The sequence below is a fragment of the Chitinophaga sp. genome, from assembly GCF_039596135.1.
Taxonomy (GTDB): domain Bacteria; phylum Bacteroidota; class Bacteroidia; order Chitinophagales; family Chitinophagaceae; genus Chitinophaga.
Window position 1 is genome coordinate 58,310 of record NZ_JBCNKH010000027.1, and the last position, 24,700, is coordinate 83,009.

At 45.9% G+C, this 24,700-nt stretch carries 20 protein-coding genes and 1 pseudogene; 13 read left to right on the forward strand and 8 right to left on the reverse strand.

Features of this window, described 5'->3' with window-relative positions:
- Positions 1-6: 6 nt before the first annotated feature.
- From ABDW16_RS16860 to ABDW16_RS16875, 4 genes are all read right to left on the reverse strand, one after another.
- On the reverse strand, positions 7-300 hold the full coding sequence (locus ABDW16_RS16860) for a DUF3175 domain-containing protein (protein WP_343671253.1): 294 nt from the start codon (positions 298-300) through the stop codon (positions 7-9).
- Positions 301-553: 253 nt separating this feature from the next.
- A complete protein-coding gene (locus ABDW16_RS16865; RefSeq protein ID WP_343671254.1) occupies positions 554-1,234 on the reverse strand; it encodes a DsbA family protein in 681 nt (226 codons plus the stop codon).
- Positions 1,206-2,177, reverse strand: a complete 972-nt coding sequence (locus ABDW16_RS16870) for a manganese catalase family protein (protein ID WP_343671255.1) — start codon at positions 2,175-2,177, stop codon at positions 1,206-1,208. Before ABDW16_RS16870 ends, ABDW16_RS16865 begins: the two co-directional genes overlap by 29 nt.
- Before the next feature lie 180 nt (positions 2,178-2,357).
- Positions 2,358-4,367 (reverse strand): OmpA family protein, encoded by a 2,010-nt coding sequence (locus ABDW16_RS16875; RefSeq protein ID WP_343671257.1) that lies wholly within the window; start codon positions 4,365-4,367, stop codon positions 2,358-2,360.
- 209 nt (positions 4,368-4,576) lie between these two features.
- Between ABDW16_RS16875 and ABDW16_RS16880 the strand changes: the two genes are divergently transcribed.
- Positions 4,577-5,014, forward strand: coding sequence for a response regulator transcription factor (locus ABDW16_RS16880; protein ID WP_343671259.1), 438 nt, complete (start codon positions 4,577-4,579; stop codon positions 5,012-5,014).
- Between the two features lie 27 nt (positions 5,015-5,041).
- Here ABDW16_RS16880 and ABDW16_RS16885 read toward each other — a convergent pair whose 3' ends face one another.
- Together ABDW16_RS16885 and ABDW16_RS16890 are read right to left on the reverse strand one after the other, a co-directional pair.
- Positions 5,042-6,457 carry an alpha-L-fucosidase gene (locus ABDW16_RS16885; RefSeq protein ID WP_343671261.1) on the reverse strand — a complete coding sequence of 472 codons (1,416 nt, stop codon included), beginning with the start codon at positions 6,455-6,457 and terminating at the stop codon, positions 5,042-5,044.
- A 155-nt stretch (positions 6,458-6,612) separates the two neighbouring features.
- Positions 6,613-8,109 (reverse strand): S8 family serine peptidase, encoded by a 1,497-nt coding sequence (locus tag ABDW16_RS16890; protein ID WP_343671262.1) that lies wholly within the window; start codon positions 8,107-8,109, stop codon positions 6,613-6,615.
- 160 nt (positions 8,110-8,269) lie between these two features.
- Here ABDW16_RS16890 and ABDW16_RS16895 point away from each other — a divergent pair, with 160 nt between their 5' ends.
- The 5 genes from ABDW16_RS16895 to ABDW16_RS16915 all read left to right on the forward strand — a co-directional run bounded on the left by ABDW16_RS16895 (position 8,270) and on the right by ABDW16_RS16915 (position 12,727).
- Positions 8,270-9,166 carry a hypothetical protein gene (locus tag ABDW16_RS16895; RefSeq protein WP_343671263.1) on the forward strand — a complete coding sequence of 299 codons (897 nt, stop codon included), beginning with the start codon at positions 8,270-8,272 and terminating at the stop codon, positions 9,164-9,166.
- Positions 9,167-9,305: 139 nt separating this feature from the next.
- Entirely contained in the window at positions 9,306-10,223 is a 918-nt protein-coding gene (locus ABDW16_RS16900) for a glycosyl hydrolase family 18 protein (protein ID WP_343671264.1), read from the forward strand.
- A 104-nt stretch (positions 10,224-10,327) separates the two neighbouring features.
- Complete coding sequence (locus tag ABDW16_RS16905; RefSeq protein ID WP_343671266.1) at positions 10,328-10,738, forward strand: hypothetical protein; 411 nt, start codon at positions 10,328-10,330, stop codon at positions 10,736-10,738.
- Between the two features lie 20 nt (positions 10,739-10,758).
- Complete coding sequence (locus tag ABDW16_RS16910; RefSeq protein ID WP_343671267.1) at positions 10,759-11,181, forward strand: secondary thiamine-phosphate synthase enzyme YjbQ; 423 nt, start codon at positions 10,759-10,761, stop codon at positions 11,179-11,181.
- A gap of 10 nt (positions 11,182-11,191) precedes the next feature.
- Positions 11,192-12,727 carry a M1 family metallopeptidase gene (locus ABDW16_RS16915; RefSeq protein ID WP_343671269.1) on the forward strand — a complete coding sequence of 512 codons (1,536 nt, stop codon included), beginning with the start codon at positions 11,192-11,194 and terminating at the stop codon, positions 12,725-12,727.
- Here ABDW16_RS16915 and ABDW16_RS16920 read toward each other — a convergent pair whose 3' ends face one another.
- Positions 12,728-13,198, reverse strand: coding sequence for a hypothetical protein (locus tag ABDW16_RS16920; protein WP_343671271.1), 471 nt, complete (start codon positions 13,196-13,198; stop codon positions 12,728-12,730).
- A gap of 224 nt (positions 13,199-13,422) precedes the next feature.
- Here ABDW16_RS16920 and ABDW16_RS16925 point away from each other — a divergent pair, with 224 nt between their 5' ends.
- From ABDW16_RS16925 to ABDW16_RS16955, 7 genes are all read left to right on the forward strand, one after another.
- The gene (locus ABDW16_RS16925; protein ID WP_343671274.1) at positions 13,423-14,841 is read left to right on the forward strand and encodes an arylsulfatase; all 1,419 of its coding nucleotides are present in this window, start codon (positions 13,423-13,425) and stop codon (positions 14,839-14,841) included.
- A 7-nt stretch (positions 14,842-14,848) separates the two neighbouring features.
- The gene (locus tag ABDW16_RS16930; RefSeq protein WP_343671276.1) at positions 14,849-17,494 is read left to right on the forward strand and encodes a glycosyl hydrolase; all 2,646 of its coding nucleotides are present in this window, start codon (positions 14,849-14,851) and stop codon (positions 17,492-17,494) included.
- A gap of 153 nt (positions 17,495-17,647) precedes the next feature.
- Positions 17,648-19,006, forward strand: coding sequence for a 3' terminal RNA ribose 2'-O-methyltransferase Hen1 (locus tag ABDW16_RS16935; RefSeq protein WP_343671278.1), 1,359 nt, complete (start codon positions 17,648-17,650; stop codon positions 19,004-19,006).
- A 3-nt stretch (positions 19,007-19,009) separates the two neighbouring features.
- Positions 19,010-21,556, forward strand: coding sequence for a polynucleotide kinase-phosphatase (locus tag ABDW16_RS16940; protein WP_343671280.1), 2,547 nt, complete (start codon positions 19,010-19,012; stop codon positions 21,554-21,556).
- A 183-nt stretch (positions 21,557-21,739) separates the two neighbouring features.
- Positions 21,740-22,642, forward strand: a complete 903-nt coding sequence (locus tag ABDW16_RS16945) for a helix-turn-helix transcriptional regulator (protein ID WP_343671282.1) — start codon at positions 21,740-21,742, stop codon at positions 22,640-22,642.
- A gap of 102 nt (positions 22,643-22,744) precedes the next feature.
- The gene (locus ABDW16_RS16950) at positions 22,745-23,578 is read left to right on the forward strand and encodes an SDR family NAD(P)-dependent oxidoreductase (RefSeq protein ID WP_343671284.1); all 834 of its coding nucleotides are present in this window, start codon (positions 22,745-22,747) and stop codon (positions 23,576-23,578) included.
- A 2-nt stretch (positions 23,579-23,580) separates the two neighbouring features.
- Positions 23,581-24,390, forward strand: a complete 810-nt coding sequence (locus tag ABDW16_RS16955; RefSeq protein ID WP_343671286.1) for an SDR family NAD(P)-dependent oxidoreductase — start codon at positions 23,581-23,583, stop codon at positions 24,388-24,390.
- A gap of 38 nt (positions 24,391-24,428) precedes the next feature.
- On the opposite strand, the pseudogene ABDW16_RS16960 reads toward ABDW16_RS16955, so the two are convergent.
- Positions 24,429-24,700, reverse strand: a pseudogene (locus ABDW16_RS16960) (TetR/AcrR family transcriptional regulator); the annotation flags it as partial.

A 24,700-nucleotide genomic window follows, 5' to 3' on the forward strand; every position in this document is an offset into this window, starting at 1 on the left:
ATGATGCTATTTTTTCTTTTCTGCTTCGCGGCCAAAAACCTCTCTTAATTTATCTTTCGCCTCTTCCAGCACTTTTACCTGCTTCTCAGGTAAATTCTTCCCCGCCCTGTTGATATAAAAGTTCAACATAGACATCGCCGACCTGTAAGGGGTTGTTTTGCGCCGGTGACTCTTTGTAGAAGAACGTTTCAGTGATTGTGCAATTTCTTTTGGATCCTGGAGGGTAAAAACATCTTTTTCAAGATCCATCGCATTACTGGTCTCTGTTACATGTTTAGACCACTTTTTTTTCTTAGCCATGGCGTTATTGTTTTTAATCTTAATCCTGCAAAAACATGCCATTTACCTGATGGCACCATTTCTGAAGTAATACATAAAACTTATTTTATGCTCATACCATTAATAGCACTAGCTGTAGTCATCATCGGTATCGTCGTCTATATTGTCTCGCAGGCAGGTAGAAAAACCCGTGATCAGGGCAATAAATGATACTCCCAAAGAATAAAGGACATCCATTCCGGATGTCCTTTGTCGCATTCATAAAACGACCTGGTTAACTGTTGAGAAACTGGTCGAGACTCTTTGCGATCGCTTCATAAGGGCGATTGCCTGTGAGGAGCAGCGCCTGCCCTGACCACCCTGAAGTCAGCAGTAACGACGGAAAGCGCGCTATCCGTCTGTAACTCACTTCCTGCAAATCGGTTCTGAACGCATCAACAGTAGCTTTACAGCCCAGCTGGATGCCAAACCTGTCTGCACAAAAGGCTTCGGGATACTCAGCTTCAAGCGCCGCTGCAATCTCAAGCAACACCTCTTTCTTTGCTATATTTTTCCCTTTTACCATTACAGCTTCCCATAAATAATACAAATATTTTTCCTCCATAGCTGCAGACTGCAATGCCGCCGTTTTCACTGCCACACATGCAGGATATGAAGAAGCGGGTGGATCTTTGAACCATATCGTATCGTCGATAGCAGCTCCCGTCATTTGTCGTGCCTGCATCCATACCGGCCCCATTTGCAAAGGCCGGGAGACTGCCTGCACCGGGTCATGGTAATTTTTCCAGCTTGACAGCATGCCGCCCATACAATATCGCAGGGTGAACATATCGCCATATTCCACTTTCAGTTGCCGGAGCACAGGTTCAAATGCCCAGCTCCAGCAACAAAGTGGGTCAGTATAACAAACTACTGCTAATGCAGTGTTATTTTTTACTCCTGCGTTTGCTTCCATTTTCTTTTGCTGACTGGCTCCATACCTGTTCTCCAATAGGTACTGCCATATTAATTTCCTCACTCCGCTGTGCACTCATGCCATGATCTATTTCTTCCACGCCCTGCAGTGTTCTGGCTGTGCCCCTTGGTGATATATCTGTGAGACCATTAGTCTCCAGTACATAGCTTACCGGATCATCTATATACTGCCAGGTTTCACCCAGCTGTGAAGATTCACTTTCATTCCATGGCCCCCTGATATCTGCACCGCTACTCATGTTGAAGTAAAGATTACTATAGCGGGGATCAGATTGCAATACGCCAGGTGGGAAGTTTGGCTGAATAGATTCCAATGCTGCTTCAAACATCTGGAAATGCGCCACCTCCCTTGTCATGAGGAAGTTGAGGGTTTCCTTTACATATGGATCATCCGTAAACTGCAACAGGTATTCGTAAGTTATTTTGGCCCTTGACTCTGCCGCAATATCAGAACGCAAATCTACAGTCAGATCGCCGTTACAGTCACCATTGATGTATGCGGCAGACCATGGAACGCCCTGGCTATTGGTATAAGCAGGGCCGCCACCGGAAGATGCTAAAAACTGCGGCGCGATCATCGCCTTATGAATCAGTTCTTCTTTCGATTTTTTGCCGTCCAGCATCTGCATAATTTCTGATTCGTCTGCTGCTTTTTTCAGATCGCCATTAATGCCCTGCAACAACATCTGGATAGTAGCTCCCACTATTTCAAGATGGCTGAACTCTTCCGTAGCTATATCCATGAGCAGGTCATACTTGTCAGGGAATGGGGATCTTGCCCCAAATGCCTGGCCGAAGTAACGGAGTGCTGCAGCAAGTTCGCCATTGGCACCGCCAAACTGTTCCAATAATAATGTGGCAAATGCAGGGTCGGGTTTAGACACCCTTGCATTGAACTGAAGGTCTTTTACGTGGTAAAACATAATGTAGCTTTTTATCAGGGTTTTAAGAACAATTCACAAAGAAGGGGCCATACCATTTTTAGGGATTCTATACCAGATGAGTGCGTAGTGCAATGTTTCCATTCATACACACAACCGGCAAATAACAAAGCGGTTCAATGGTACTCATTGAACCGCTTATTACTAAACACCAGGATCTGTTTACCTGTCAAACACCTCAAATTCGGTCCTTCTATTCGCCTGATGTTCCTGTTCCGAACAATGCACACCGTTTGCGCAACGGTTAATTAATCTTGTTTCACCGTAACCAGTAGCTGTCAACCGCTCTTTGGCGATGCCCCTGGATACGAAATATGCTAACACAGATGCTGCTCTGCGCTGGGATAATTTCATGTTATAGTTGTCATCTGAACGGCTGTCTGTATGGAAGCCCATCGCCACTTTCCAGGATGGATTCTCCTTCATCAGCTGAATCAGTTTATCCAGCTCCTTTCCTGCATCTGCACGTACATTTGCTTTACCCAGATCGAAATATACATTGGCAGGATTGAAGCGGTTACCAAGATCGATTTTATGTCCTGTCACATTTGCTTTTGCCACGATCAGTGGTTTCTTTTCAGCCGCCGTCACCTGTTTAATTTCTATTTTCTGTAACCACACGTCCTGGTGCAACACCTGTGATTCAGTCAGGCCATTGGTGGTGACAAGCCCATTTTCAGCAGGATTGTAAGTCACCCTGGTTGCATTCAGGCTATAGTCAGACAAACTATCCAGTGCAAATCTGTAGTGACCTTCATCGTCTGTTTCTGCCGTCAGCACAGCGCCGGTAGCCTTATTCGCCAGCGTAACAGTCGCATTGCTTAATGGTGCTTTCGTTACTTTATCAAATGCTTTCCCTTCCAGGCTGAACACGAGAATCTTCCAGGGAGTAAAGCGATAGATATCATCATTCCCATACCCGCCCGGTCTGTTGGAAGAAAAATACATCGTCTTGCCGGTATTGTACGCAGGGCCAAAATCATCCTGTGCACTATTCACAGGGTATCCTATATTTTTCACTTCCCAGTTACCGTCTTTCTGCTTTGCAGAGAAGATATCCAGGCCACCTACGCCGGGTCTGCCATCAGTGGCAAAGTAGAGTACACCTGTGCTATCCATGAATGGAGTACGCTCGCTACCTGCTGTATTGATGGATGGGCCCATGTTTACCGGAATTTCCCACTTGCCGTCTTTACCCCTTGTGCAGTAGTAAATGTCTGTACCTCCTAAACCGCGTGTGCCAAAATCAGCCACAAAGTAAAGCGTACGTCCATCGGCACTGATAAAAGGATCACCTACACTATAATCAAAGATCTCATTATATGGAAAGTTGTCTGTTTCCCAGTTACTATTGGTATTGTTCCATTTAGACGCTTTCAGTTCTACGTTCAGGGTATATAACTGTTCAGCAAACTGACCTCTCTTTTTCACGAGGTTGGTCACGGCATAATACATGGTATTGCCATCGGCTGTATACGTTGCTTTAGCACTGTGATAATCACCATTTACACTGCGGGAAAGCAGGCGGGTTGTGCTACTGTCAAAACCATCGCTTTCGTACAGGTGCAGGTAACTACGGCCGGTAAAACCATATTTTTTTCTGCTGATGTTAGAGTTATTAAGCAGACGATCATGACGCAAGGAATCGTACGGACGATCAGATGCAAATACAAATTTTCCATTTCTGAAACCAGTACCCCAGTCTGCCCACTGTGTGTTCATGGCTTTCAGGTTTTCAAGGTCACCTTTCACAGGTTTGGCCTTCCACTTCACAGCACTGTCACAACCTTGTTTCATGCTTATGGCCAGCGGATCGTTCGGTTGTTTGCCCAGGTAACTATCGAGTGTTACTTTGGCATCCGCATATCTGGCATTATTGATCAACACTTTTGCATAGTTCAGTTCGTCGTTGGCAGTATGCTCAGGTAGCGCTACCAGCTTGTTGTACCAGGTTTCAGCAGCTGCATAGTCATTCAGTAACTGATAGCTATCTGCCACCCCACGGGCGGCTCTGACTGTTACTTTTTTATTGAATGCCTTCTTATACAAAGGAATAGCAGCTGTATAATTATACAAGGATGCCTGTTTGTCTGCTTCTTTTAAAACATATTGTGCATTTGAAGAGGTGGCAGAGAGCAGCATAATGCTGAACAGCGCAATCTTTTTATCCATATACAGGGAAAACGGTTTAAAAATGGATCCTACAGGATCGGTTTCATATAGGCTAAACTGTAACCTTTCATCTCATATCGCTTTGCAAAAGTACCGACAGACTGATCTTCGTCACATAGTAGATATTCTATATATCTGTAGTAGAAGTACTACAAGGAAGAAATTTATAATATTATAATTTCACGAGATGTAATCATATCCCTTTATTGATGAAAACTATTTTGATAGCCTTAGACCCATCCATATTCAGTTATGGACTCAGGCAGATTATAGCCACGATGCCACAGGCCACCCGGATTGAAACAGCTGATACCCTCGACGCTGCAATGACCCTGTTGGATACCCAGGGGTTTGATTTATTCATTACCGATTTACACCCGGAAATATTCGGGCCGGTCAGGGAGAAGTGCCCTGGCATCCGCGTTATGATTTATACGGCAGCCGATGAAAAGACTTTTGCGATTGACTATTTACTGGCGGGAGCAGATGGTTACCTGAGTAAGAGTGCCAAAAAAGAGGAGATGGAGTATGCAGTAAAAACAGTACTGAATGGGGAGAAGTATATGAGTGCTATGGTGCGGCAGGAGATGCTGGACCAGCTCTGGCAAAAGAGAAGAGCTGACCGCAAGGGGATGGGTATATACTAATATACGCCCTTGCAGTCAGCTCTTTTATTAAGCTTCTACTTTGAACGTAGCGGCATATTTCAGGCCACTTTGTTGCTGTAAATTCCTGGGTATTTTGATCTCCAGTTTGCCGTTGTTGAGTTTCCAGCTCAGTTTAGCTTTGGTACCCAGCAGGGAAACACGTTTGATCTTAGCAGGCTTTTCAATTGCAAAAGCGACAGTTTCCGGCAGTTTCACCACATCGCTGTCGGATGTGAAGAATGCGTAGGTAGCAGAGCTGTCTTTCGCCTGGGTATAGAACACGTTGTTGTCAGAGTAAGGTGCTACCGGGCGGGAAGCGTGAATACCTTCGCCATTGATCTTCATCCATGCACCTATGTCAGCCAGTCTTTCGTAAGCCTGTGGCGTCCAGTCGCCTTTTGCGCTTGGGCCGATATTCAGCAGGAAGTTACCGCCCCTGGATACGATCTTTACCAGTAGCGTAACCAGTTTCAGGGAAGACTTCATCTGGTCAGTATGGGTGTATGTCCAGCTATCGCCCATAGACATACAGGTTTCCCATGGATAAGGCAGTGGTTTTTCAGGAAGGGTTTGTTCAGGCGTAGCGTAGTTTTCGAATTCGCCGGGTACTTCTCTGTCTACCACGATCAGGCCGGGCTGATTTTTGCGACCCATGGCAGCAATCTTCGGCATATCGATTTCCTGTTTGCCACCTGGTCTTACCCAGCCACCATCCAGCCAGAGTATGTCGATTGAACCGTAGTTGGTCATCAGCTCTTCGATCTGGCGGTAGGTATATTCTTTAAATGCGGCCCATTTCTCAGGGTACATTTTGATATTGTAGTTCGTGTTACGACCCATTACCGGGTAGTATTTCCACCAGAAATCCTGGCTATGCCAGTCTGGTTTGGAAAAGTAAGCACCGATCATGAAACTGTCCTTGCGGAAAGTATCGAAAATTTCCTTTGCGATATTCGCTTTTGGATTCTTTGAGAAAGGTACGTTCGGAGCGGTGATTTTGTAGTCCGTTTGTTTGGTATCGAACATACAGAAACCATCGTGGTGTTTGGTAGTGAATACCACGTAGCGCATGCCTGCGTTCTTAGCTGCATTCGCCCACTTTTGCGGGTTGAAGTCTACCGGATTGAACTCATTCGGCAATTTCTCATAGGCTTCGCGATATACGTTGTAATCAGCGGAGTAAGGGCCTTTTCTTACCACCCAGTCATCAGGGCAAATGCTCCAGCTTTCAACTTCTTCCCAAAGGGTATAGGGCCCCCAGTGCATAAATAAGCCAAAGCGCTGATCCTGCCATTTATCCAGTTTCCGGATCACGAGAGGATCGGTAGGAGCTACGTAGTCCTTGGACATGTGGTGCAAGCCATCAGTTTCCTGGGCTGTTGCTTGTTTTACAGACAGCATAGCTGCAAATAAAACGGAGCAAGCAACGATTGTTTTCTTCATGTATTCGACCTGTTTTTATTTCAGACTGTAAGATGCGGAATCTTCACGGATTGAGTGCGCATATTTTACCTGATATTGATAGAAAAAGAAAAAAACGCTTCTGCCAGTGGCAAAAGCGTTTTCATTTGGGTGTATATATGTGAATGGTTAGTCCTTTAACGTACTGCTTTAGCGGCGTTTACTTCACCGTCGCCGAAGTACTTATCCTTACCAGGGGTTCCATAATCAGTAGAAGATGCTTTCAGGATCAGGTCTACCAGCAATGGGTTGGCGTGCGGATATTTGTTGTAAATCAGCGCAGCTACGGCAGCAGCATGTGGCGAAGCCATACTGGTACCAGCTGCCCAGCCATAGTAGTAGGTATTGGAGGCTTCGTCCCAGTAACCGATATTGAATACAAAGTCAAATACATATTCATAGTTGATAATACCTCCTACATCCACAACAGTTGTATTGGGAGGTAGGGTGTAGTTACCGCCTGGTGCTGCATAGTGAATGAAGTTTTTACCGTAGTTGGTAAAGATAGAAGGAAGGTATAGAGAAGTATCCTGGTTGATACCCCAGCCCAGCGGACCGCTGGATGAAATAGCCAGTACGCCCAGGGCGGCGGCAGGGTAGGTAATAAAGCGTTTTTCTACGTCGTAGTTGTAACCATCATTACCTGCAGCAGCGATCACAGTAGTACCATTCAGGGTAGCATACAGGGTTGCCCTGTTGATAGCAGTGATCAGTTCTCTTACGTCGCGGTCATATTCCACTACGTAGTCGTCAGATGGATCATCGGGCGTACCGTTGTCGTCTACGAAAGTCTTGAGGGGCAGTTCGCCGCCGAGGCTCATGTTGATCACCTTAGCGCCATGGTTAGTGGCATAGAAGATACCGTCCAGGATGCTGCTAAAGGCACCAGTACCGGCGTCAGACAATACTTTTACGAGTATCAGTTTAGCTTCGGGAGCTACACCGGCTACACCGTTGGAATCTTTCACAGCGGCGATGGTACCGGCTACGTGGCTACCGTGGCTAAAGCCTTCTTCGCCATGGTATTGTACTTCTTCACCCTCCACGAAACTGTGGGTAAGAATAATGTTAGGTTTGATTTCGGGATTGTTCAGCAGGAAACCGCCATCGAGTACGGCTACCTTTACACCACCGCCTTTGTAACCTTTGGCCCATGCTTCGGGTGCATGTACTGCCTGCAGGCCCCATTGCAGAAAACTGTATGGGTCTGTGAGGGGAGCGCTGGCGCTGGATTTGGCATTGACAACAGGTTTGCTGGTGCTGTACGGAATAGAGGAGCGGAAATTGCGCTCTGGCAGGCGCCAGTTCAACACCAGGTCTACAGATACTGATTGCACACCAGCTACTTTCCTGGCCTTTTCAGGAAAAGACGGATCGGGGGTTTGTACACGGATGAAGCCTAATTCCTTATTGGCTTCTTTGAATACAAAACGCTTTGCGCCCAGGTTAGAGATGGCTTCTGCAATTTTGTTCTGATCGACATTTTGCTCAGTAAGAATCAAAAATCCTCTGTCTTGTTTTGGGGTGGTTGTAAGCCCTTTGGCGAGTTTGACTTCCTGTGCGTCTTTGGAGCAGGATGCCAGCAACAGTAATAGCAAGACGGGGAATGAAAACGGCAATAGATTTTTCTTCATGTGGTTTTGGTTTAACAATTATTGAATTTTGGTCCTGGTTGTTCTTGTTAGGGTAGTAGGTGGTATTTATGCTACGGGTTTCAAGGGTAAGTGAATGTACTTAAATACTTTGGAATTACAATATATTTTATTTGTACTTTACACGAATAAATTTAGTTAAGTGAAACCTTTCGTTAGTTTACTCCTCTGCCTGTTTTTTTTGAATGCAAATGCCCAACAGACAAAAGATCCCGCTGCCTTAGTTCAGGAATGGAATACTGCCAATAACAAGCAGGACATCGGGACCCTGATTTATTTTTACGACAATGAAGTGTTGTTTTACGGCACCAAACTGAAGAAGCAGGAATGCATTGCCGGCAAACTCTCCGTCTTTAAGAAGTACCCCACCTTAGACCAGCAGATTGCCGGTCAGGTGAAAACTGAAACCCTGGAAAACGGGGATGTGAAATGCAGCTTTGACAAGGCGGTAAACACCAATGGTGCTATCAAAACCTATGCGTCTTATCTTGTGTTTCATAAGATAGACAATGCATGGAAGATCGTTGTGGAGAGCGACCTTACGACCGATGCCAATGTCGAAAAAAGGAAGTGGAAAGCTAAGGGCGCTGTAGCCTGTGATGTGGATGGGGACGGTGTAAAGGAATATGCTTACCTCGTGCCACCCCCAATCGATACGACAAAGGAAATGGAGTGCCAGGATGATAGCTGTGTAGCACATATTCGTTTTTCTAACAGGGCGATTCCGGATATTAATATCGTAAGCTGTATTGGAGGCGGAGTAGATGTGCTGGGTGACCTGAACAATGACGGGAAAGATGAGATTGGCATCAATCCCCAATGGTGGACCAGCTGCTGGAGCGGATACCATGTATATACCCTGAAAAATGGGAAATGGATAGATGCGGTACCTGTTATCTCTACGCATTGTAATCAATGGGAGCAGGGCGTGAAGGTGATTGAGAAAGACCCCAAAAAGCCGGGGTATGTGATTATACATTATAGTCAGCTCACAGAAGATGATATTGTTACCCGGACAAAGTCTGTTCCTATCAAATAATTTTTTGACCCGCCCCGCATAAATATTTTGCGGATTGCGTTTTCATTGGTTACAATTTCTTTTTCCAAAGCATAAGAGCTAATACCGGTACAAGGCCGGTGTTAGCTCTTTTTATTTATTCAAAATAAGCTACTGTACCATGAAACGCAATTCCAGTTATTTTCTGTTACTCTTTATTATGTTGTCGATGTATTGTAAAAAAGAGCACACCACGACTGTTGAACCACCTGACATTCTCACAGCGCGCCCGCTCATGGTGGAATACTGGGGTGGGTGTTGTTATGACCGCAATGATGTAGGCCCGCTGGATGCTATTCCCGATAGCGTGGATGTGGTAAATATCTTTACCCTTGGTATAGCTAAAACATCCAATGGCAGCTGGGAATTTGAGCACAGGGGGGTATCTGGTTACAATGACTGGAATGATGTATTGACAAAAGCACATGCATTGCAAAAGAGGGGCATCCGCATTGTATGTACATCCTTTTCTGGCAACATGGTCAACTTATCTGGCACAGAAGCGGCTAAGATGGCGGGAATTGTAAAAGATTCACTGGATAAATGGCAACTGGATGGGGTAGACCTGGACCTGGAATATAGTGGTGCCACTACAAAGAATATTGATAGCGCCGTGATTGCATTGGGTAAATATCTGGGGCCAGACTCAAAGACGGGCAGGATTTTATCAGTAGTGGATTATAACAATTACAACATCAGCCAGATTAAGCGTACCAGCAAGTACATTGATTATGTAATGACCATGTCGTACTGGAATACAGCGAAGCAGGTACCGGGTATTGTGAAGTCTTACGGAGCGGCAATCGGCGATACAAAGAATGTACTGATAGGTGTGGGACAGGGATGTGCCATCAATGCAGGACAAGCCACGCCGGCAGGAGAGGAGCTGAAGATTGCAGATACATTGAGGACCACATTGCCAGGCACAGGTATGATGGAGTTTGTGTTTGGATGCAGTTATCATCATACAGATGGCAATGGGAATATTACGAAAGACATTAGTTATACGCAAAATATCATCAGGCATTTGAAAAAGTAGATCTTTGCCCAATAAGGCCTTTCCCCGCTTTTGCCGAAGGCGAAAGCGGGAATTGCCATGAACGCTTAAAAGGAATTTTACTATATTGTAGTAAATCCTGTAGCATGAAACTGTATTTATTACTTATTTCCACGTTATTATTATTTGCCTGTCAGCCCACATCTATCCATCTCAATGGCACCTGGAAACTCCTTTCTCACGCTTCCATCGCCAAAGGCGACACCACTATTACAGACTACACCAAAGGCCAGGAGATGATCAAGATCATCAACGACACCCATTTTGCCTTTTTAAACCACGGCGGTACCTTCGACGCCGGTGGAGGTCGCTATACGCTGAGTGGTGATCAGTATACAGAACACCTCGACTTCTATAACAACAAAGACTGGGAAGGGGGCGTTTTTAATTTCACTGTCACCATTCACGGCGATACGCTTATTCAGAAAGGTATTGAAAAGGTAGAAGGCGCAGGCGTAGATCACGAAATCATAGAGAAGTATATCAAAGTAAAGTAGTAATGACTTAATTTCGATGCATGAAAATATACCAGGCATCGATACAACTACGCGCCAGGCCCCGTGGATACCACCTGATTACTTCCGAAGTATTGCAGGCCATTCCGCAGCTCAGAGAGATAAAGACCGGCATGTGTCAGGTATTCATCCAGCATACTTCAGCTTCACTGACTATCAATGAAAATGCTGACCCGACTGTAAGAATAGATTTCGAAACTTACTTTAATAAAGCCGTGCCTGAAAATGACCCGGACTACGAACACAACGACGAGGGGCCAGACGATATGCCTGCCCACCTGAAAGCGGCGATGCTGGGTAGTTCGGTGATGATCCCGGTCACCAATGGCCGTTTTAACCTGGGTACCTGGCAGGGTATTTACCTGTGCGAACACCGCAATTATGGCGGAGCCAGAAGTTTGGTGATAACAGTTTGGGGAGAATAAATTTTCTATTATGAAGAAAGGCATTTTTATAGGTCTGTGTGCTTTATGGCTCACAGGGGCTAAGGCGCAGCAGATAGACGTACAGCATTATGACATAGACCTGACCCTGAATGATACGACAGATCAGGTAGCAGGTATTGTGACTATTGCCGTAAAGTATTTACAAAATACGACCCGGTTGAAAATTGACCTGGCAGGTATGAAAGTAAGTGGTGTGCATGGGAATAATAAACTGCTGTCCTACGAGCAGGATGCCAATGCCCTTTATATAAAAGTGAATGCCAAAGCAGGTGATCGATCTGCATATACGGTGGTTTACAGTGGTACTCCCAAAGATGGCCTGATCATTTCTAAAAACAAATACGGAGACAGAACATTCTTTACGGATCACTGGCCTGACAGGGCGCATCAGTGGTTGCCCTGTATAGACCATCCTTCTGATAAGGCGACAGTGACGTTTACTATTACTGCTCCTGATCATTATACCGTGGTTGCCAATGGTGCCAAAACAGCGGAAATTAATCTGCCCGGTCAGTTGAAAAGAACTGTATACGATGAAAAAGTTCCGCTGGCTACAAAAGTAATGGCCATTGCAGCAGCAGATTTTGCTGCTACTCACTCCGGCGATGTAGAAAAGATCCCGGTATACAGTTATGTATTCCATGAAGATTCCAGTCATCAGGGATATGCAAGGGCAACGAATATATTACCTTATTTCATCGAAAAGGTAGGTCCTTTCCAGTTTGAAAAGCTTGCGAATATTCAATCCAAAACGATTTTTGGCGGCATGGAAAATGCCGGTGCTATTTTTTATGCAGAGAATTCACCGGAATATCCCGGGCTGGAATCTTTACTGGCCCATGAAATTGCGCACCAATGGTTTGGCGATGCCATCACCGAGACCGACTGGCGGCATCTATGGTTGAGCGAGGGTTTTGCTACTTATATGACGCTGTTGTACATGGAGCATACCTATGGTGTGGATACCCTGAGAGCCTCGCTGAAAGAAGACCAGGCAAAGATTATAGAATTTGGGAAGAAAAGAAAAACACCCGTAGTCGATACCACTGTTCATAGTAATTATATGCAATTGCTGAATGCGAATAGCTATGAAAGAGGAGGTTGGGTACTACATATGTTAAGAAGAAAGCTGGGCGATGAACTGTTCTGGAAAGGCATTCGCCAATATTTCAAAGACTTCAGTGGCCGTAATGCCAGTACAGACGATTTCAGGAAAGAAATGGAAAAGGTCAGTGGGCAGGACCTGAAAACTTTCTTTACACAATGGTTATATACGACTGCTATACCGGAGTTGCAGGTGAACCTGGGTTATAATGAAAATACCCATGCGGTAAAGATGGAGATTATTCAACAGCAGACGCCTTTGTTTGAATTTCCGTTGGAATATACGCTGGATAAGTCAAAAGGGGTGCAGACAATCCAGGTAAAGGATAAAATCACTACTGTTATTATACCGACAGCCCAAAGACCTGCTGGTATCTGGTTGGATCCGGATACGAATCTGCTGGCGGATATCAGGAAATAATTATTTCCGCATTACCTTTTCCAGCTCATACAATCTTCTCCTTAACTCAGTCAGTTCAATCTCCAGCAGATCCACCTTTTCACTGAGCAGGTACTGGTTGTAATCCGAGATAATCGACAATTCTCTAAGCTTTGGAAACAAATCATGTTTAAAAAAGTGAAGGCCGGTTTCCTCGCCAAAAAACTCATGGGCAGTTTTAGTGAGGTGGTTGTACAGGCAGTAGCGTAGACCATCGGAACTATGCGTCCATGGGCTGATGTACAGCAATTCCCAGTTGTTGATCCGAAGCAATTCTACCTCACCTTTCGTATTCACAAACTGATAAGTTGTAGATTCAACATAGCCGTTCGGTTTCAGTGTATCCGTTGTCATCAGTATGTAGGAATATTCCGGAAGTATTGAGACCGATTCCAGGGAATGTAAGGGACTGTAACTACCATCTCCAAATATTGCATAGTATCTCACCATCATTTTCTATTGATTTAAATCATTCACATAACCTCTATAAACCTTGACACTGAGGGCGATATGAATTTAAGACAATTGAAACGAAAATATACCAAATATAAAAAAAGTATCTGATACGGTGCCTTTCTGACCAAATTATTTACAATTCTGGCGGGTAACCACTCATAAATTATTAGTCTATCTGTTTGGTAGGTTTTTGTACATTAGTCCCGAGAAAATAAGAAACTATGCAACGTCGCTTTTACAAAATCCTGTTGTCAGGCTGGCTGCTCACCACCTCTATAGCCGCCATGGCACAGCAAAAGAAACATTCAGACCGGCCCAATATCATTTTTATCCTGGCAGATGATCTGGGCTATGGCAACCTGACATCCTACAACCCCCAAAGTCCAATCCCGACTCCAAATATTGACAACCTGGGTACAGAGGGTATTCGCTTTACCCGCTTTTATTCCGGCAATACGGTATGTGCACCCAGCCGTTGTGCCTTACTAACGGGCAGGAATATGGGGCATGCCTATATTCGTGGCAATACCCGGCTTCCGCTACGCCCGCAGGATAGTACCCTGGCTCAGGTGCTTCAGCAAAATGGCTATGCTACCGGTATGTTTGGAAAATGGGGCTTAGGCGAAATGGGAACGACCGGTTCCCCTGAAATTAAAGGCTTCGACGAGTTCTATGGCTATCTCAATCAGGGCCATGCACACGACTATTATACCAACTATCTCTTCCAGGTAAAAGCCGGTAAGATCAGCAGGATTCCCCATGACACCACGGTTTATACCCACGATGAGATCATGGAACATGCCTATTCATTTATCAATGAAAATAAAGACAAACCGTTCTTTCTATACCTTTCTATTACCATTCCGCACGCCGAACTGGATCCTCCCAAAAAGGACCTGCAGCAATGGCTAAACCCGGATGGAACTTCCAAGCTGGCTCCTGAAACGCCGTATGCACAGAATGGCGGTACTTATCGCACCCAGCAATACCCGCATGCCGCCTTTGCCGCCATGGTAAGTAAACTGGATCAGAATGTGGGCCAGATTCAGGCCCTGATCAGGCAACTGGGGCTTGACGACAATACTTACATCTTCTTTACCAGCGACAATGGTCCTCACAAAGAAGGTGGCGCCGACCCGGAGTACTTCAACAGCAATGGCCCTCTGAAAGGCCTGAAGCGTGACCTGTACGAAGGCGGTATTCGTGTGCCATTGCTGGTGCGTGCGCCGGGGCATATTCCTGCCGGTAAAGTGAGTGATGAGGAATGGGCGTTCTGGGACATACTGCCTACATTCAGTGCACTGACACAGTCTAAAACGTTAAAAGGCATTGACGGCCTGAATTACGCTGCTGCCCTGGAAGGCCAAAAGCCCGAAAAGACCCATGATTATTTATACTGGCAGTTCAACGAAGGATACATCCAGGAGGCGGTATTGCAGGGCGACTGGAAATTGATCCGCTTTAAATACAAAGGAAAGCGTGAAAGATTTGAATTGTACAATATTGTTGACGATATTGGAGAGACAAAAGACCTTGCTGCCGAAAATCCGGCTAAAGTTAAAGCCCTGAAAGCCATTATGGCAAAGGCGAAAACCCCGGCAGAAAACAAGGAATTTGATTGGTCTGATACCGAGAAATAAACAATATATGCATCCACGTTTTTACCGGCTGGCTACCATTGGCCTGCTCCTTTGCGCCTTTAAGGCTACTGCACAAGAACCTGTATGGCCTTCTGTAAAGAAGGAAACTAAACCCTGGACCCGCTGGTGGTGGATGGGGAGCGCTGTGGATAGCGCAGGCCTGACCAATGCCCTGATCACTTATAACCAGGTTGGTTTTGGCGGGGTGGAAATAGCGCCTATTTATGGGGCCAAAGGGTTTGAGTCAAAGTATGTGGACTTCCTGTCCCCGCAATGGGTGCATTTATTGGATATTACAACCCGGCAGGCGACCCGTTTACATATGGGGGTAGACCTGACGACTGGCACCGGCTGGCCGTTTGGCGGGCCACAAATCGATCTGGCACATGCTGCGGCGAAGATGGAAGTAAGGGTGTTAAAGCATGACGAGATCGATACGGGCATTGGCACCTTGCAGGCATTGGTGGCTTATAAAGGAGCTACTCCTGTACCTATCTTAGACAAGGTCAAAGATGGTAGCCTGCACTGGGAGCATGCTGCAGATGTATATGCCTTGTACAGCAGTCATACAAAACAGAGAGTAAAACGGGCGGCTCCCGGTGGCGAAGGTTATACCCTCGATCATCTGTCCGGGGAAGCCGTGCAGCTTTACCTGCATCGTTTTGATAACGCATTTAAACAAAAAGTACCGGATATCCGGGCTTTTTATAATGATAGCTACGAAGTATATGGCGCTGACTGGACACCGGAGTTCCTGCCTGAGTTCAGGCGGAGAAGGGGGTATGATCTCACGCGTTTTATCCGGGAACTGGCAGAGAAAAGGATTTCTGATACAGTTGCCCGTGTAAAATCAGATTACAGGGAAACGATGGCAGAATTGCTGCTGGATAACTTTACAAAGCCCTGGACACAGTGGGCACATAATTACCACCGGGTTACGAAGAATCAGGCACATGGTTCGCCAGGCAACCTGATTGATTTGTATGCAGCGGTAGATATTCCGGAGTGCGAGACTTTTGGTTCAACCTATTTCCCTATCCCGGGTTTGCGCAGGGATAGTGCAGATATCAGGAATGTAAGTCCGGATCCGATCATGATGCAATTTGCTACAAGTGCCGGGCATATAGCGGGGCATCCGCTCATTTCCAGCGAGACATTTACCTGGCTGACAGAGCATTTCAAAACATCGTTGTCGCAATGTAAACCAGAGGTGGAACAGGCTTTCCTGGCAGGGGTGAATCATGTGTTTTACCATGGTACAACGTATTCTCCAAAGGAGGTTCCTTTTCCCGGATGGTTATTTTATGCATCAGTGAATTTTGTTCCTGCTAATAGCTGGTGGTCGCATCTGCCGGGGTTGAATGAGTATATTACCCATGTGCAGTCTGTATTACAGGCGGGCAAGCCGGATAATGATTTGCTGGTTTACTGGCCGGTGTACGATATATGGAATGATGCGAAGGGAATGGAAATGCCATTGTCGGTGCACCATATTGATGAGTGGTTGTACCCGACGGCGTTTTATAAACAGGTGATGGGATTGCAGGGAAAAGGGTATACACTGGATTTTGTTTCTGATAGTTGGATATCCAAAACGACGGGATACAAAGCCCTGATTATTCCACAGGCGCATTTGATGCCGGTGACGACTCTACAGAAGATCATTGCACTTGCGCAAAGTGGTACGCCTGTGATCTTTCAGGCTTTGCCCGAAGATGTACCGGGTTTGAATGAGCTTGATAAGCGGCGAAAAGAATTCCAGTTGCTGCTGAAATCTTTAACCGGTAAGAAGAATATCATCATCACTGCTGATGTGGAAGGTGCATTGCGTAAATTGGGGATTCGCCGCGAAGCACTTACGGATGCAGGATTGAAGTTTATTCGCCGGAAAGATGGAGGGAACACTTATTATTACCTGGTGAACCATACGGCAAATGAGATAGCGCAATCTATTCCTATCAATGCCCGTGTATCGCGTGTTGTGATGCTGGATCCATTAAGGGGTGATAGTGGGATTGCGCGGAGTGAGCAAACAGACGGCACAACTAATGTAAAAGTACAACTGGCCTCAGGAGAGTCTATTATTTTAAAAGCAGAAAGCAAACCTTTGCAGGATAATCTTCCAGACTGGGTATATTTAAATTCGCCAGCTACTCCCTTGTTTTTGCAAGGCCCCTGGCAATTGCAATTCAAAGATGGCGGACCGTTTATCCCGGCTGCTGTAAAACTGGATAGCCTGGTAGACTGGACCACCTTACCAGATACAGCTGTTACATCATTCTCGGGAAAGGGGGTATACACAACCAGTTTTCAGCTACCAGCAAAAACTGCCCGCGAATATCTGCTTCAGCTGAACAAGGTACACGAAAGTGCGCACATCTGGATCAATGGACTGGATGCAGGTTATGTATGGAGTATTCCATTTACACTAAGGGTGGGTAAGTATCTGCAGGCGGGTAAAAACGAAATCCGTATTGAAGTGGCGAACCTCATGGCCAATCATATCCGGTATATGGACCAGCATCATATACCATGGCGGCAATATCATGAAATCAATTTCGTCAATATTAATTATAAAGATTTTGACGCATCTAAGTGGACGATACAACCATCGGGGTTAGTTGGCAAAGTGACTATCACGCCTTATAATTAATCAATAGGCATTGGCGACAGCCCTTACAAAACCCCACCCCGCGGGAATTTCAATAAATGCGTCGCATTTATTGAAATTCCCGCCCTTTTTTATCTGCGCAAATACCCTTCACACAACCTTCAGATATTTGCCAATACAATTTATATTGCAAATATGTTATTAACTATCACCAACTCACGCTACCCCGCTACCGACCTGAGTTTTCTGTTACACAAGCACCCCGCCAAAGTGCAATCTGTCGAGGTGACGAACGGTAAAGCCCACGTCTTTTACCCGGAAGTAAGCGATGACAAATGTACCTGTGCAATATTGCTGGATATGGACCCCGTCGGCCTGGTCAGGAACAGTGATGGCAACCCTTTTGCATTGGATCAATACGTAAACGACCGTCCCTATGTCGCTTCCTCATTTATGGCCAGCGCCATTGCTAAGGGTTTTAGCTCCGCATTGAATGGAAATTGCAAGGAAAAACCAGCACTGGTGAGCATCCCCCTGCAACTCGAAGTACAGATCTTCGTACTCTCAGTAAGAGGCGGGGAGGATGTATTGCAGCAACTATTCCTGCCATTGGGCTACGAAATGATAGCTACCCAGCACCCGCTGGACCCGCATTTCCCCGAATGGGGCGATAGCCGCTACTTTACAGTGACCCTGAAGCATACAGTCACCCTGCAGACATTGCTCTCGCATCTCTATGTGCTCATTCCCGTAATGGACAATGAAAAGCATTATTGGGTAACCGAAGAGGAGGTTACAAAGCTCATGAATAAAGGGAAAGGCTGGCTGGAAGACCATCCTGCCAAAGAACTGATTGTTCGCAGGTACCTGCGTTATCAACGTAAACTCTCCAACAACGCATTGTCAGCCATGAAGGTATTGGAAGATACCCCTGTCGTAGAACAGGTACCTAAACAAACGCTACATGATGTAAGACTGCAAGCTGTATACGATGAAATCGCCCGCCTGCGGGTCACATCTGTCATAGATCTGGGTTGTGGAGAAGGTCGTCTCTTAAAACTCCTGCTGGAAAATAAACAGCTGCAACGCATCACTGGTATGGATGTTTCTTCACACAGTCTCGAGGTCGCTGCCAGAAGACTCAAACTGGACAAAATGATCGAATCACAACGCAAGCGAATCAACCTGCTGCAAGGCTCTCTGACTTACAGGGACAGGCGTTTGCAAGGCTATGATGTAGCTGCGCTGGTAGAGGTGATCGAACACCTGGATGAAGACAGGTTGCTGGCATTGGAGAAGAACGTATTCAATGAAATACAACCCAATACGGTTGTGCTGACCACGCCCAACAAGGAATGGAACGTAACTTTTACAGCAGATGAAACTGAAATGCGACATGGTGATCACCGGTTCGAATGGACCCGTGCAGAATTCCAGGCATGGTGTGAACACATTCGCGACGTATATAAATATACTTATGAAATAAAGCCATTGGGCGAGGAGATCGAAACAGCTGGCGCACCCAGCCAGATGGCTGTTTTCTCAAAACAATAACGAATGATGACATTAAATTTTCCGGAACTTTCCCTGGTAGTATTGGTAGGCGCATCAGGATCAGGGAAAAGTACCTTTGCAAAGAAATGGTTCAAGCCTTCAGAGATTGTCAGTAGTGACGCCTGTAGAATGATGCTGAGCAATGATGAAAATACACCCGGTATATCCGAAGATGCATTTGAACTATTGCACTTTATCATTGCAAAAAGACTGAAGAGAGGTTTGCTCACAGTAGTAGATGCTACGAACGTAAATTCACAATACAGAAAACAACTGGTGGCGCTGGCAAGAGAATATCACATTCTGCCTGTCGCGATCATATTGAATATGTCAGACAGGGTGTGCCAGGATAGGAATAAAGCCCGTACCGACAGAGTTCTGCCGCCACGTGCAATCAAAGGCCAGATGCTTACCCTAAAAAGCGGTATCAGCAAGATCAGGGAAGAAGGGTTCAGAAGGCATTTTGAATTCCGTACTCCGGAGGCGGTAGACGGCATCTCTGAAATAATAAGAGAGCCGCTCTACAGTGATCTGAAGCACGAAGAAGGGCCGTTCGATATTATTGGCGATGTGCATGGTTGTTACGATGAACTGTGTACCCTGCTTACAAACCTTGGCCATACAGTAGACAAAACAGCATATCGCATCACAGCTACCAACGGTAGAAAGATTATATTCCTCGGTGACCTGGTCGATAGAGGACCTGCTTCACCGGCGGTATTGAAACTGGTGATGCAGGCAACAGCAGATAAGTATGCACTGTGTGTACCTGGTAACCATGATAACAAACTGCTCAAATACCTGAATGGTAAGAATGTACAGCTGCAGCATGGGCTGGAACGAACGGCGGCACAGCTGGAAGGCGCCGATCCTGCATGGATAGAATCCGTGAAAGTGTTCCTGGATGGATTGGTGAGCCACTATGTGTTGGATCGTGGTAACCTGGTTGTGGTGCATGCGGGCCTTAAGGAAAACATGCAGGGCAGGGGCTCGGGAGCAGTAAGAGAATTCTGTTTGTACGGTGAGACCACCGGTGAAACAGATGAATTTGGATTGCCCGTGCGTTATAACTGGGCAGCTAATTACAATGGTAAAGCAGCCGTGGTGTACGGCCATACACCAGTAGTACGTCCTGAATGGTTCAATAACACAATAGATATAGATACCGGTTGTGTATTTGGAGGAAGTCTCACAGCGCTCCGTTATCCTGAAAAAGAACTGGTGAGCGTACCTGCAGCGCAGGAATATGCGGTGCCGGCAAGGCCGATCAGGGAGTCTATGAATGAGCTGAGTTTACAGCAGGAATATGATAATGTACTTGATATCAGCGATGTCGTTGGCAGGCAGTTGATCGAAACCCGGTTGATGACAAAGGTTGGTATTCGCGAAGGTAATGCTGCATCTGCACTGGAAATCATGAGCAGATGGGGCGTGAATCCTAAGTGGCTGGTATACCTGCCGCCTACGATGTCTCCAACGGCGACCAGTACCTTGCCTGATTACCTCGAACACCCAAATGAAGCCTTTAAGTATTTCGAAGGCGAGGGCGTGAAAAAGGTCATTTGTGAAGAGAAGCATATGGGTTCCCGTGCGGTGGTGATTGTGTGTAAGGATAAGGAAGTGGTAAAGCAGCGCTTTGGTATACAGGAAGATAGTATTGGCATTATCTATACCCGTACGGGTCGTGTGTTCTTTGATGATGAAGCGGTAGAACAGGCTTTCCTGAAAAAGATTGCTGATGTGATTGCAGCGCGTGGTGGCTGGGAAGCTTTTGATACGGACTGGATGATTTGGGATTGTGAGCTCATGCCATGGAACCTGAAAGCACAGCAGTTACTCCGTAATCAGTATGGAGCTACCGCTGCAGCAGGTAGATATGCTATGCAGGAGGCAGTGGCGAATTTGGAAAAAGCAGCTATTAATCCAGCTGCATTGCCTTTGCTGAGGGAGTACAGGGAAAGGGCGGTAATGGTCGATCAGTTTGCCACGGCGTACAGGCAGTATTGCTGGGAGGTAAAAGGGATGGAAGATTATCAGCTGGCGCCGTTTCATCTGTTAGCTACCGAAGGTAAAACTTACTTTGACAAAGACCATGAGTGGCATATGGAGCAATTAGGGGCCTTTGCCGGCGGAGAGGGAAATCCTATTATCGCAACGAAGTACAAAATAGTGGAGTTGGATGATGAGGTAAGTCGGGGTGAAGCCATTACATGGTGGGAATCTATGACTAACAATGGGGGAGAGGGGATGGTGGTAAAGCCATATCACTTCATTACCATGAATGATAAGTTCTTCGTGCAGCCTGCTGTCAAGGTAAGAGGCAGGGAGTACCTGCGGATTATTTATGGCCCGGAGTATACATTGGAAAGGAATCTGACCCGTCTCAGGGAAAGGGGGATGAGTACCAAGCGAATTCTGGCTCAGAAGGAGTTTGCACTTGGCGTAGAAGCGCTGGAAAGGTTTGTGGCAAGGGCTGCGCTGAGTAAGGTGCATCAATGTGTGTTTGGAGTGCTGGCATTGGAGAGTGAGCCGGTGGATCCGAGATTGTAAGTATTGGCTTTAAAACCCAAACCTGAATAACGAATGATACACAGCTCACACTTAAAAAGGTGTGAGATATTAGGGATGCACAGGAAGAATGAGCCTGCCGTACTGGCGGCTCATTTTCTATTGTATTATAAACAAAGGGGAGCCTGTATCATCAATTCTGTTTGAATTTCGTAACTTCGCCCCATGGCAAACAGGGAATCACTCGAAGAATTTTACCAACATAAATTCAACTGGCTGCCTGATAACCTTAAACAGGATATCGGGCATTTTAATGTATTCAGAGTAGAAGATACCTTAAGTCCCGGCGCTACGCCCATCCACTACGCCCGCAGGGATTTTTATAAGATCAGCCTGATCAGGGGCCGTACCGTTTACCATTATGCTGATAAAAGCATTGAAGCAGACGGAACCGCATTGATGTTCTTCAACCCTAATGTACCTTATACTTACGAATCCTTACAGGACGATCGATCTGGCTTCTTCTGCATTTTCAAGGAATCCTTCTTCACAGAGTCGTTAAGAACCAATATCAATGAACTCCCCATGTTTGCAACAGGCAGTAAACCTGCCTACATGCTAAACAAAAACCAGGATAAGCACGTAAGCGCCATCTTCAAAAAGATGCTGGAAGAAATCAACTCCGACTATAAATATAAGTACGACCTGCTACGGAACTATGTAACAGAGCTGATTCACTATGCCCTGAAAATGCAGCCTTCGGAAATGCTATACCAGCATACAGATGCAAACGCCCGCATCACTGCTATCTTCACAGAGCTATTAGAAAGACAATTCCCCATCGAAACCCCTCACCAACGTTTTACCATGCGCTCCGCCCGCGACTTTGCCGATAAACTGGCCGTTCATGTCAACCACCTGAACAGGGCTATCCGCGAAACCACCGGCAAGACTACCACCGATCATATTGCAGAACGGTTACTGGGCGAAGCCAAAGCCCTCCTGAAACATACCAACTGGAATATTGCTGAAATTAGTTACAGTCTTGGTTTTGAAGAACCGGCGCACTTTAACAACTTCTTTAAGAAACATACGAGTAGTACACCCTCATCTTACCGGGTTGTTTAAAAAAAATCCCCGTTGTTTGAATTTTGTAACCAATGGTTTGAACCTTGTAATAACGCAACCCCCTGCACAGTCTAATTTTGTCCTATCAAAACAAGCTAAGATATGGACAACAAAAAGACCTGGTTTGTAACCGGAGCATCCAAAGGACTCGGCTTAAGCCTGGTAAAACAACTGCTTGCCACCGGCCAGTCTGTGGCAGCTACCTCCCGCAATGCTGCTGCATTAAAAGAAGCCGTAGGCAGTAACTCGAATAATTTCCTCCCCCTGCAGGTCGACCTGTCTGATGACAGGAGCGTAGCCCTCGCCATTCAGTCTGCCATCGACAAATTCGGCCAGATAGATGTGGCCGTTAACAATGCCGGATATGGCATCGGTGGCAGTATAGAAGAACTGTCTGATGCAGTGACCCGCACCAGCTTCGACATCAATGTATTTGGCACACTGAATGTAATCAGGCATGTATTGCCTTTTATGCGTCAAAAAAGAAGCGGACATATCATCAATATCTCTTCTATCGCAGGCATCACGGCCAATACAGGTTGGTCTATTTACGCCGCAACAAAATACGCCATCACTGGTCTCACAGATGTACTGGCACAGGACGTAAAAGAATTTGGCATCCATGTCACCCTGGTAGCACCTGGCGCTTTCCGCACCAGTTTCCTCACTGCCGAATCCTTAGTCATGACAGATACCCCCATTGCAGATTACACTGCAATCAGGAACTCGCATGCAAAATATGCAGGCATGGATGGTGCACAAGCCGGAGATCCGGACAAAGCCGCAGCAGCAATGATCCAATTGGTAAATATGCCGGAACCACCAGTGTACCTCTTATTAGGCAGTGATGCTTATCAGCGTGGCCTGAATAAGCTCGAACAATTAGCAGTTGCCTTCAAAGCAACTGAATCTTTAACAAAATCAACCGATTATTAATTATGAGTAAAGTATGGTTTGTAACAGGTGCCTCCAAAGGATTTGGACGCATCCTTGTATCCCAGTTATTAGCCCAGGGTAATAAGGTCGCAGCTACCTCACGTGATGCCGCTTCCTTAGCAGAATTTTCAGGTAATGACTTTCTTCCCCTCACAGTGTCTCTCACTTCAGAAGAGAGTGTAAAGGCCGCTATCGACAAGACAATCAGCACATTTGGTAAAATAGATGTAGTGGTAAATAATGCAGGATACGGACAGGTAGGTGCCCTGGAAGAAGTAAGTGATAAAGATGCCCGGGAAAACTACAACGTAAATGTATTTGGATTGCTGAATGTAATCAGGCAGGTAATGCCGCATTTGCGGGAGCAGCGCTCAGGACATATCATTAATATTGCTTCTGTAGGCGGTATCCTCGGTGGTTTCCCGGGTTGGGCAATCTATTGTTCTACTAAATTTGCAGTAGTAGGATTGACAGAAGGACTGCGTGAAGAGATCAAAGAATTTGGTGTGAAAGCCACTGTCGTATTACCAGGTTATTTCAGAACTTCCTTCCTGGGAGCAGATCTGAGCGTAACAGAAAGTAAATACCAGTCTGTAAAAGATTCTATTCAATGGCATGCAGACCTGGATGGTAAGCAACCCGGCGATCCTGAAAAAGGTGTAGCGGCTATTATCGAAATGGCGAAGAGCGAAAATCCGCCGTTGAATTTCTTAATTGGTAAAGATGCTACAGAACTGGTACCCGAGAAATTAAAGGGTATGCTTGACGAGATCAATGAATGGAAAGATCTTTCAGTAAATACTGTTTTTTAATTCAAAGAAGGCGTATCATCAATGAGATACGCCTTCTTTTATTTGGATACAGGTAAGAGCATTTGCACCGTCACCTTAATCACATCATCAAACCCTCTCTTATCCGCATCCGGTATCTTTGCATACGTACTCAACCCCCACAATGTATTGATCACAAATCGCGCATACACTTTCGCCGATTGCTTTTTATTGATCACCCCCATTTCTTGCCCCTTCCTGATCGCCTTTGCAAACGCCTCTTCCAGCGCCAACCTGTTTTCCGTCACAATCTCCGCCACCTCTTCATCACTCATTCCCAATTCTATCTTGG